Here is a 9,388-nt window from a genome sequence, read left to right as displayed (position 1 = left end):
AAAAGCACCACCATATATTTTATAAATATATGGTGGTGCTTTTTTAATTCCCTTGCTCATGCACAAGAGTAAACGTATCTTTCAAGTCACTATCATTTATTTTGATATTTGCTTTTTTCAATTCATCTTGCAATAGTTTTTTGCCGAATATAGGGTCAGCGAGACGTTCTTCTTCTAAGTGTTTGCGAATAGAGTCTTTCACTTCATCATAAGGCTTTAAATCTTTTTTATCAGTTAATTTAATAATATGATAACCGTTTGGTGATGTAACGGGATTGCTAATTTGTCCGACCTTTAGTTTATAGGCAGCTGTTTCAAATTCAGGCGCCATTTTGCCTGAATTGAAGTATCCAAGGTCTCCGCCTTTTTCTTTTGATAGTAAATCTTGTGATTCTTGCTTTGCTAATTCTTCAAATGAAGCACCAGCATCTAATTTTTTCTTTATTTCTTTCGCTTCGTTTTCATCGCTTACTAAAATATGGCTCGCTTTAATTTCTGGCTTATAGTGGTCTTTCACGTCTTTTTCTGTAATACTTTTCTTAATCGCTTCATTCATAGCAAGTTTGAACTTAATTTGATTTTTAAAATCAGCTTCATCTTTTAAACCATTGTTTTTTAATACATTTTTAAATTGGTCTCCGTATTGATTTTTCGCTTTTTGTAATTCTTTATCTACATCATCGTCAGATACTTTATATTTTTTCGTGATAACGTCTTGCGCCATCATTTCGTACAGCATGTCTTTTCCGTAACGATCTTTCAACTGTTTTTCGAAGTCGCTCTTCGTAATGGTTGAGTCTGTTGCTGTAGCGACTGTATCTGAGTCGTTTTTTTGTCCACAAGCAGATAGCATTAATATACTTAGTAGTGCAGTAATAATGAAAATGTGTTTCCCTCTCATGCCAACACCTCATCCGAATATGTTATCGTTATTGTAGAATATAGAAGTGAACATGAAGTGAATTTTTAATGTTTTTTCCCTGTAAACTGTAAAAAAAGTACACCAACAATATTGTTGGTGTACGATGGAATCAAAGGTGATCGGTCTTTTTAGAATAGGCACGCTTACCTTGCTCTATATTCTTTTGTTCTTGCTCATTTTTTTGCGCGCGTTTTGCATTATTATCGCGTGCTTTTTTGTCGTTATCACTCGTATGTGGCATATGTATCAACTCCATTTCTAAACGTTGTACGTTTATCATTTCCTTTTTCGTAAAGACTATGTATAGCAGTGCATTCATGAATAATAAGGGTGGATTAGAAATGGATTTGAAGTTGAATTATGCCGAACTTATAAAGAAGTTAATCGTTGTAATCATCGCAGGTTTGTTAAACGCGATTGGAATGAATTTATTTTTAACGCCAGCGAAAGTGTACGCGAGTGGCTTTGCTGGATTGTCTCAATTGTTATCACAAATATTAGGTGACTTTTTATCTATTCACATATCAACAGGGGTATTGTTTAGCTTGTTTAATATTCCCGTCGTTATTTTAGCCTGGAAAAAGGTTGGAAAGGCCTTTACTTTCTTTAGTTTTCTTTGCGTTATCTTTATGACTTTGTTTTTAGAAATTATCCCGGTTAGGGCAGTTTCGAATGACATCATATTAAATGCGATTTTTGGCGGGCTTATTTCAGCAATCGGGGTAGGGATTGCGTTGAAGTGGGGGGCTTCTACAGGTGGTTTAGATATAATCGCCATGATTTTATCAAAGATTAAAGACAAGCCTGTCGGTACGTATTTTTTCTTCTTTAATGCACTAATTATTATCGCTGCTGGCTATGTGTATGGATGGGAAAAAGCATTATATACGTTGGTGACTTTGTATGTGTCAACGCGAATCATCGATGCGATTCATACGCGTCATGTGAAGATTACGGCATTAATTGTTACGAAGAATGGGGCAGATGTAAGAAAGGCGATTCACTCACGCTTAGTGAGGGGGATTACAACTATACCGGCAACAGGTGCGTATACGAATGAAAATAAGGAAATGTTAATGATTGTTATTACCCGTTACGAACTGTACGAATTAGAGAGGGTTATTAAACAAGTGGACCCAGGTGCATTTACAAACGTACTGCAAACGGTTGGGGTGTTTGGCTTGTTTCGAAAAGATTAAAGAGGACCAAAGCTGGTCCTCTTTTTTAATGTAAATTCGTAATGTTTTGCAACTGCTCTTGCATTTCACGTAGCTGAACTTTTTCAGCTGTTGAAGAGTTTGCGTAAGCAGAGTGCAACGCGTTTTTTGCTCTATATACGAGATCTTGTTGCTCAGCGCCGCTTGAACAAGATACGGCATTTGCAACAGCATCTCTAGCTTGTTGGAATAGTAAGTTCCCCATTTAGACCCCTCCAAAAGAAGAGTTACTTCTCGCTTTTTCTGCCTCAGCTAATGTACCTCTGTACGGGAATCTTGCATCATGCTTCATAACAGCATCGGCTCCTTGTTGGATAAAACGTTTTGATTTGTTCTTTTTACCCATTCGAAAAACCCCCTTTATTTAGCTGAAAACAATCGACGCGCTGACTTATGCGTCTAATGATAGTATGAGCGTTTGGCGAGAAACTATAAGCAGGGAATTTTTAGATTACAATCCAAGAACCTCTTCTAAATATAGAGCAATACCATCTTCTTCGTTTGTTAACGTCGTATGGTTTGCGAGTGATTTTAATTCAGGGATGGCATTTCCCATTGCGATGCCGTGACCAGCAAATTCAATCATTTCAAAGTCGTTATCCTCGTCACCGAAAGCGATAATTCGTTCTTGTGGAATGTTATAATGACTAGAAATTTTTTGTAATCCGACAGCTTTATTTAATCCGCTTTTTACGATTTCAATAATCGGCCAAGGTGCACCCCATTTTCTATGGTCGATTACTTCGGCATGCATATCAGTTAAATGTTGACGAATTGCAGTAGAATGCTCGTCATGTGCGTCAATTAATAAGCAAGTTGGATGATCGTTTAAAATATTTAATAAGTCTCCTGTAAAAATCTTTGGAGAACCGAATTCGAAAATATGTTTTTTATCTTCATCAATTTCACGAACATACACATCGTCCATTACTTCAGCGTATATATTTTTTACGCCAAAATCAAAGCAAGCTCGGACAATTTCTTGCGCTGTTGCTAGCTCAAGAGGAGAGTGATGTGTGCCCCACTTTGAATCAAGAGGATGATGTACGTATGCGCCATTAAAGTTTACGATTGGTGTATTTAAACCGAGTTCTTTATAGTAATCATAACTAGCGCGGAATGGACGTCCTGTTGAAATAACAACGATATGTCCTTGTTCCTTTGCCTTTGCAATTGTATGTTTTGTGCGAGTGGAAATTATTTTGTTGTCTGTTAATAAAGTGCCGTCTAAGTCTAATGCGATTAAATGTTGTTTGTTCATAATTTCACCTCTTATAATAATTTTTTTGTATCTATCTGTATTTCCGTTTTTAATATGCAGAAATAAGAGGTTAGACTGGGTGAGACCGCCAAAGATGGAAAGTTCACTATATATCCATCTTACGTCGCAAAGTGCTGCGGTGTCTACTATTTCTCGCTGGAAATCAAGAAAAGTCAACATCTTTTTAGAAAGTTCAAACAATGTTTCTTTCATTATGGACAAATTGTGAAAAGGGTTACATTGCTCGTATAATGAGGCTTATAATGAACATGTAATCTTCTCGTATATGTTTGACTCTCCTTTGAAACCGGCCTATAGTAGGTTGGTTTCTTTTTTTCTACAAATAGGAAGGAAATCCCTTCCTAAGCTTGTGTCATTCATGTATATGTACAAGGATGAAATATAGTACTTGTTTCCTAAACATGACAGACAAGCTTTCTTTTAAAATGGATATACTAATGAGGCAAAGACGTCATGGAAGGAGAATGGAAATGGGACAAAATCGCAGGTTTCGTTCTGGACAAAAAGCGCCGAATGATGGCATTTACGTAGAAATTGGTGAAACGGGAAGTATGGTGAAAGACCCGCAAATGGTGAAACTAACTGCCGGTGAAAAGTTTCCAGATAACACAAATCATAACCGTCAGTGGACATATAAAAGAAAACCGTAACAGAAGCCGCAATCGTTATTGCGGCTTTTTTTCATCACACATTATAATTTCATTTACCGTACTTTTTTAAGTAGCATAATGAATTTTCCTTTTTTCTTTTTCCAATAATAAGTTTGAAAATACATAATCAAAATTATTGTATAAAAAAGTCAGTTGGCGTATAATCAAATCAAAGGTCAAAGAAAGTCAAACATTTGGAGGACTGTAAAGATGGACTTAAATCAAATGACAACGAAAACACAAGAGGCGATTATGAGTGCCCAATCTTTAGCGGTATCTCATCATCATCAAGAAGTAGATACTGTTCATCTCTTGTTTACATTATTAGAAGAGCAAGATGGGTTAGCAGTACGTATTTTTCAAAAAATGAATGTTGATATAGAAGCGTTAAAACAAGGCGCCGAAAGTTTAATTAAGAAAAAGCCCTCTGTAACGGGAAGCGGTGCAGAAGCAGGAAAATTATATATAACAGGTGCCCTGCAACAATTACTTGTAAGGGCAGGAAAAGAAGCAGAAAAATTGCAAGATGACTACATTTCAGTTGAACATGTATTGCTTGCTTTTACTGAAGAAAAAGGCGATATAAGCCAATTATTCACAAGATTTCATATTACGAAAGATAACTTATTACAGTCTTTAATGACAGTTCGGGGGAATCAAAGAGTGACTAGTCAGAATCCAGAAGCAACTTATGAAGCGTTAGAAAAATATGGTCGTGATTTAGTGGCGGAAGTAAGAGCGGGGAAAATTGACCCTGTTATCGGCCGCGATAGTGAAATTCGCCGCGTAATTCGCATTCTTTCACGTAAAACGAAAAACAACCCAGTTTTAATTGGTGAACCAGGTGTTGGTAAAACAGCAATTGTTGAAGGGTTAGCACAGCGTATTGTGAAGAAGGATGTACCTGAAGGATTAAAAGATAGAACAATCTTTGCATTAGATATGAGTGCGCTTGTAGCTGGAGCAAAATTCCGTGGTGAATTTGAAGAGCGTCTGCAAGCTGTATTAAATGAAATTAAAAAGAGTGAAGGACGCATTTTATTATTCATTGATGAACTTCATACAATCGTCGGAGCTGGTAAAACAGAAGGTGCGATGGACGCAGGGAATATGTTAAAACCGATGCTTGCTCGCGGTGAACTACACTGTATTGGGGCGACAACGTTAGATGAATATCGTAAATATATTGAGAAAGATCCGGCGTTAGAAAGACGTTTCCAACAAGTATTAGCAGAAGAACCAACTGTTGAAGATACAATTTCCATTTTACGTGGTTTAAAAGAGCGTTTTGAAATTTATCATGGTGTAAATATTCATGACCGCGCGATTGTAGCAGCATCAGTTTTATCAGATCGATATATTTCGGACCGTTTCTTACCAGATAAAGCAATTGATCTTGTCGATGAAGCGTGTGCAACAATTCGTACAGAAATCGATTCTATGCCGACAGAATTAGATGAAGTAACGCGCCGCATTATGCAGCTGGAAATTGAAGAAGCGGCTCTTGGAAAAGAAAAGGACTTTGGTAGCCAAGAACGTCTAAAAACGTTGCAACGTGAATTATCGGATTTAAAAGAAGTTGCAAGTGGTATGAGAGCGAAATGGGAGAAAGAAAAAGAAGATATTCACAAAGTTCGTGATTTACGTGAACATTTAGAGCGTCTGCGCCGTGAATTAGAAGAAGCAGAAGGGAATTACGATTTAAATAAAGCAGCGGAACTTCGCCATGGAAAAATTCCTGCAATTGAAAAAGAGTTAAAAGAAGCGGAAGAAATGGGCGCACATAATAAACAAGAAAATCGTTTATTACGTGAGGAAGTAAGTGAAGAAGAAATTGCTGATATTGTTTCGCGCTGGACTGGTATTCCTGTTGCAAAACTCGTTGAAGGTGAACGTGAGAAATTGCTACGTTTAGAGCAAATTTTATCAGAACGTGTCATCGGACAAGAGGAAGCGGTAAGTCTAGTATCAGACGCAGTTCTTCGTGCACGCGCGGGTATTAAAGACCCGAACCGTCCAATTGGTTCCTTCATTTTCTTAGGACCGACGGGTGTTGGTAAAACAGAACTTGCAAAAACGTTAGCGCAGTCATTATTCGATAGTGAAGAGCAAATGATTCGTATCGATATGTCTGAGTATATGGAGAAACATGCTGTGTCACGCTTAATTGGTGCGCCTCCTGGATATGTTGGATATGAAGAGGGCGGTCAATTAACAGAAGCAGTAAGACGTAAACCGTATTCTGTTATTTTGTTAGACGAAATTGAAAAAGCGCATCCAGAAGTATTCAACATTTTATTACAAATGTTAGATGACGGTCGCATTACAGATTCGCAAGGACGTACAGTAGACTTTAAAAACACGGTTATTATTATGACTTCAAATATTGGATCTGCTCATTTATTAGATGGATTAGAAGAAGATGGCTCCATTAAAGAAGAATCAAGAGAACTTGTAATGGGACAATTAAGAGGACATTTCCGACCAGAGTTTTTAAACCGTGTCGACGAAATTATTTTATTCAAACCTCTTACAACGAATGAAATTAAAGGTATTGTTGATAAAATTGTAAAAGAACTACAAGGTCGTTTAGCTGACCGTCATATTACAGTAGAATTAACAGACGCAGCGAAAGAATTTGTTGTAGAAGCTGGATTTGATCCGATGTACGGAGCTCGTCCATTAAAACGATATGTACAGCGTCAAGTTGAGACGAAATTAGCGAGAGAATTAATTGCAGGTACGATTACTGACAATAGTCATGTAGTGGTTGATGTAGAAAACAACGAATTAGTCGTTCATGTGAAATGAAAAAAGAGTTCGGATAAAATCCGGACTCTTTTTAGTGTTGTTCTACTGGCTCGTTTGGAATCGCAGCTGCAATCGCTAATACTAATACTGCAAGAACAACTGAGAAAATAGACGCTTGGTTAAAATCGTATGCACCGCCAGTCATAGAGCCGATTACGTAGCTCATCATATGTACAAGCAAGAACGACCAAATTAATGCCCAAATGAAACGCATATTTTACACCTCTATTCGTTCAATCTGTCCTTATTGTAACACAATTGAAAAAAGAATATAGAAAAATATTTGTAGATTTTTCAACGCAAAATTGCATTCCGTTCATACATTATTAAAGAGTACTTTTATACGTTTAGAAAATAAGGCGGGGAAAAAATGAGTATTACGGAACGTTTTTTTTACTTAGAAAAAGAACCATGCGTTATTTATTTACCGGAGAAGCCAAACGGATTTTCTGTAATGCTTCTCGGTGATTACAACTACTTTATTGAGAATGGTACAAGTTTATGGACACAGCATGCAGGTAGATCTTATTTTTTACATGGCCTTATTGAGGAAGGCTATACGGTCTTTTCTTCTAATTTATACGGAAGGCATTGGGGAAATGACCAGTCTGTTCGTCTAGCAAAACGCTTATATGATGTTGTGTTGAGAAAAGAGACATTGAATGCGAAAATGCACATTATGGCAGATGGTATGGGTGCACTTGTAGCGCTTGAAATGATGAACAAATACCCTGAATGTATACGCTCTGTCATTATGTTAAATCCGTGTTTAGATTTACCGGAATATGTGGAGTTTGAGAAAGAGCATAAGTTTTTTTACAAGAGACTCGTAAAGGAATTATGTTTGGCGTATGATTCCAAAGAAGCAGAATTAGAATCAAAAATAAATAAGAAATCATTTACGCTTCTTCCGTCTTGTGTACCTGTTAAAGTTTTCGTATCAACACAAGAAAAAAGAGGAAGAAAACAGTTGTTACGTAAATATGAGAAAATGAGGCAATTCAATCAATGTGATACTTCTGTCTTATTCCATCTGCAAGATGTGAAATATAAAATGGTTAGGCAAACGACTGATTTCTTTAAAAAATATGAAGAAGAATTGTGAAGCTCCCATATACATAAATGAGGAGCTATTTGTTTCAAGGAGAAAGGGTTGGTGGTATGGAACGCGTGCTAATTATAGGTGCACTTACGTTTGTAGGTTATCACCTTGTGAATAAAATGATTGCAGAAGAAGTAGAAGTGTACGGTCTTGATTTTGATGAATTCGAGAACATGACAAAGATTAATGAAGAGAAATTATTGTTAATTGGGCGGAATGCGTTATTTACGTATTACTCAATAAGAGATGAAGAGGGATGGAAATCAGTAGAAGGAGAGAAGTTCGATACAGTTTACTTTTGCTTGTATGAACCAAATCAACAAAGTGGCTTTCGGAATGAAAGAGTTATATTACAGTATTTAAAGCGAATTGTAAGACTATGTGAAGAACATAAAGTGAAGTTAAATCTAATTTCTTCTATTGAAGTAGGAAACGCAGATGAATCCGAAAATAAACGTTTATTTTCGAAAGTGGAAGAAGGATTGAAAAAAGGAGAGATACAATATAGTGTATTTCGAGTTCCTACATTATATGGGCCATGGCAACCATCTTTTATGATGTATCATCAGCTCATTTTATCGGAATTGGGTGAGAAAGAGTGCCATTATGCGAGTGAGGAAAACGGAAGGGATCTACTGTATGTGGAAGATATATGTGAATACTTATGGGAAAATGGAATGAACGAGGGGCATCTCGGTATATACAACTTACTTAGTGGCAAAAAATCATTATGGAAAAAAGGTATGAATCTTTTACGTGCAGAGGATAAAGTAAATAAAGAGAATGAGGAAGAAACAGATGCAGCTGTAGAGGTGATTTCGATAAAAAGAAATACGCCGTTAGAATACGGTTTAAATAAACAATTAGCGCATATGAAAAAATATAAAGAGTTATACGAAGGGTAGCGAGCGTGTTACACTATGTATGTGAAAGTTTTAATGGAGAGGAAGAACGTAATATGAATGAAAAAAGCATGCAATTTTTACAAATCGCAATGAAGCATTTACCAGAAGCAAAGGCCATTTTAGATGATAATGGAATTGCGCTTGATATGGAAAAAGCACAACCAGTATTAGAGTTATTGATGAAGGTTATGAACGAAGCATATGAACTTGGGAAAGCAGAAAAAGAATAAAAAAATAAAAAAGCATCTTTTTAGATGGAAGAGAGGCCCGAACCGTGGATAGAAGCGGTCAGGGCCTTTTTTATTCTCGCCTGTGGAAAAACCAGAGATATGAAGAGGATAAAGAAAAAGTAGTGAGGAGAACTCTCTAGTTTAGAAGGAAAGCAGAAAAAGAATAAAAAAGCATCTTTTTGGATGGAAGAGAGGCCCGAACCGTAAGTAGAAGCGGTTCGGGCTTTTTTATCCCACTTTAATGGGCAGTAAGACCCCCACCTCAAAAT

The 9,388-nt window shown here is 36.7% G+C and carries 13 protein-coding genes; 6 read left to right on the top strand and 7 right to left on the bottom strand.

Annotated features, from left to right (window positions below; genetic code table 11):
- Positions 1-43: 43 nt before the first annotated feature.
- Both prsA and COL05_RS30390 read right to left on the bottom strand, forming a co-directional pair.
- On the bottom strand, positions 44-901 hold the full coding sequence (prsA, locus tag COL05_RS30395; RefSeq protein WP_098671315.1) for a peptidylprolyl isomerase PrsA: 858 nt from the start codon (positions 899-901) through the stop codon (positions 44-46).
- 130 nt (positions 902-1,031) lie between these two features.
- Positions 1,032-1,163 carry a DUF3941 domain-containing protein gene (locus tag COL05_RS30390; protein ID WP_001120845.1) on the bottom strand — a complete coding sequence of 44 codons (132 nt, stop codon included), beginning with the start codon at positions 1,161-1,163 and terminating at the stop codon, positions 1,032-1,034.
- A 100-nt stretch (positions 1,164-1,263) separates the two neighbouring features.
- Here COL05_RS30390 and COL05_RS30385 point away from each other — a divergent pair, with 100 nt between their 5' ends.
- A complete protein-coding gene (locus COL05_RS30385) occupies positions 1,264-2,121 on the top strand; it encodes a YitT family protein (protein ID WP_000364426.1) in 858 nt (285 codons plus the stop codon).
- A gap of 25 nt (positions 2,122-2,146) precedes the next feature.
- Here the strand turns inward: COL05_RS30385 and COL05_RS30380 are convergent, their stop codons facing one another.
- From COL05_RS30380 to COL05_RS30370, 3 genes are all read right to left on the bottom strand, one after another.
- A complete protein-coding gene (locus COL05_RS30380) occupies positions 2,147-2,344 on the bottom strand; it encodes a DUF3813 domain-containing protein (protein ID WP_000527393.1) in 198 nt (65 codons plus the stop codon).
- Entirely contained in the window at positions 2,345-2,485 is a 141-nt protein-coding gene (locus COL05_RS30375; RefSeq protein ID WP_000516816.1) for a hypothetical protein, read from the bottom strand.
- 105 nt (positions 2,486-2,590) lie between these two features.
- Positions 2,591-3,400 carry a Cof-type HAD-IIB family hydrolase gene (locus tag COL05_RS30370; RefSeq protein ID WP_044792712.1) on the bottom strand — a complete coding sequence of 270 codons (810 nt, stop codon included), beginning with the start codon at positions 3,398-3,400 and terminating at the stop codon, positions 2,591-2,593.
- Between the two features lie 491 nt (positions 3,401-3,891).
- On the opposite strand from COL05_RS30370, the gene COL05_RS30360 reads away from it, so the two are divergent.
- Together COL05_RS30360 and clpB are read left to right on the top strand one after the other, a co-directional pair.
- Positions 3,892-4,071, top strand: a complete 180-nt coding sequence (locus COL05_RS30360; protein WP_000531421.1) for a YjzC family protein — start codon at positions 3,892-3,894, stop codon at positions 4,069-4,071.
- Between the two features lie 210 nt (positions 4,072-4,281).
- Positions 4,282-6,882, top strand: a complete 2,601-nt coding sequence (clpB, locus tag COL05_RS30355; protein WP_098671314.1) for an ATP-dependent chaperone ClpB — start codon at positions 4,282-4,284, stop codon at positions 6,880-6,882.
- Between the two features lie 31 nt (positions 6,883-6,913).
- On the opposite strand, the gene COL05_RS30350 is transcribed toward clpB, so the two are convergent.
- Positions 6,914-7,096, bottom strand: a complete 183-nt coding sequence (locus tag COL05_RS30350) for a YjzD family protein (RefSeq protein ID WP_098671313.1) — start codon at positions 7,094-7,096, stop codon at positions 6,914-6,916.
- Positions 7,097-7,252: 156 nt separating this feature from the next.
- Between COL05_RS30350 and COL05_RS30345 the strand changes: the two genes are divergently transcribed.
- The 3 genes from COL05_RS30345 to COL05_RS30335 are packed head-to-tail and all read left to right on the top strand — an operon-like array spanning position 7,253 to position 9,119.
- Positions 7,253-7,987, top strand: coding sequence for a lipase family protein (locus COL05_RS30345; RefSeq protein WP_029437835.1), 735 nt, complete (start codon positions 7,253-7,255; stop codon positions 7,985-7,987).
- A gap of 29 nt (positions 7,988-8,016) precedes the next feature.
- Positions 8,017-8,889 carry an NAD-dependent epimerase/dehydratase family protein gene (locus tag COL05_RS30340; RefSeq protein ID WP_142337738.1) on the top strand — a complete coding sequence of 291 codons (873 nt, stop codon included), beginning with the start codon at positions 8,017-8,019 and terminating at the stop codon, positions 8,887-8,889.
- 53 nt (positions 8,890-8,942) lie between these two features.
- Positions 8,943-9,119, top strand: a complete 177-nt coding sequence (locus COL05_RS30335; RefSeq protein WP_048527481.1) for a ComZ family protein — start codon at positions 8,943-8,945, stop codon at positions 9,117-9,119.
- Between the two features lie 20 nt (positions 9,120-9,139).
- On the opposite strand, the gene COL05_RS31655 is transcribed toward COL05_RS30335, so the two are convergent.
- The coding region (locus tag COL05_RS31655; protein WP_218937614.1) for a hypothetical protein at positions 9,140-9,388 on the bottom strand (249 nt) is incomplete at its 5' end.

The sequence above is a fragment of the Bacillus sp. AFS059628 genome, assembly GCF_002571225.1.
Classification (GTDB): domain Bacteria; phylum Bacillota; class Bacilli; order Bacillales; family Bacillaceae_G; genus Bacillus_A.
Note: the sequence above shows the minus strand (reverse complement) of the source record. Positions and strands in the feature narration are given on the sequence as shown.

What these genes read in the sequence shown, in the direction of transcription:
- COL05_RS30345 (WP_029437835.1), top strand. Translation starts at nt 7,253, where the DNA reads ATGAGTATTACGGAACGTTTTTTTTACTTAGAAAAAGAACCATGCGTT.
- COL05_RS30385 (WP_000364426.1), top strand. Translation starts at nt 1,264, where the DNA reads ATGGATTTGAAGTTGAATTATGCCGAACTTATAAAGAAGTTAATCGTT.
- COL05_RS30370 (WP_044792712.1), bottom strand. Translation starts at nt 3,400, where the DNA reads ATGAACAAACAACATTTAATCGCATTAGACTTAGACGGCACTTTATTA.
- COL05_RS30360 (WP_000531421.1), top strand. Translation starts at nt 3,892, where the DNA reads ATGGGACAAAATCGCAGGTTTCGTTCTGGACAAAAAGCGCCGAATGAT.
- clpB (WP_098671314.1), top strand. Translation starts at nt 4,282, where the DNA reads ATGGACTTAAATCAAATGACAACGAAAACACAAGAGGCGATTATGAGT.
- COL05_RS30335 (WP_048527481.1), top strand. Translation starts at nt 8,943, where the DNA reads ATGAATGAAAAAAGCATGCAATTTTTACAAATCGCAATGAAGCATTTA.
- COL05_RS30390 (WP_001120845.1), bottom strand. Translation starts at nt 1,163, where the DNA reads ATGCCACATACGAGTGATAACGACAAAAAAGCACGCGATAATAATGCA.
- prsA (WP_098671315.1), bottom strand. Translation starts at nt 901, where the DNA reads ATGAGAGGGAAACACATTTTCATTATTACTGCACTACTAAGTATATTA.
- COL05_RS30380 (WP_000527393.1), bottom strand. Translation starts at nt 2,344, where the DNA reads ATGGGGAACTTACTATTCCAACAAGCTAGAGATGCTGTTGCAAATGCC.
- COL05_RS30375 (WP_000516816.1), bottom strand. Translation starts at nt 2,485, where the DNA reads ATGGGTAAAAAGAACAAATCAAAACGTTTTATCCAACAAGGAGCCGAT.
- COL05_RS30350 (WP_098671313.1), bottom strand. Translation starts at nt 7,096, where the DNA reads ATGCGTTTCATTTGGGCATTAATTTGGTCGTTCTTGCTTGTACATATG.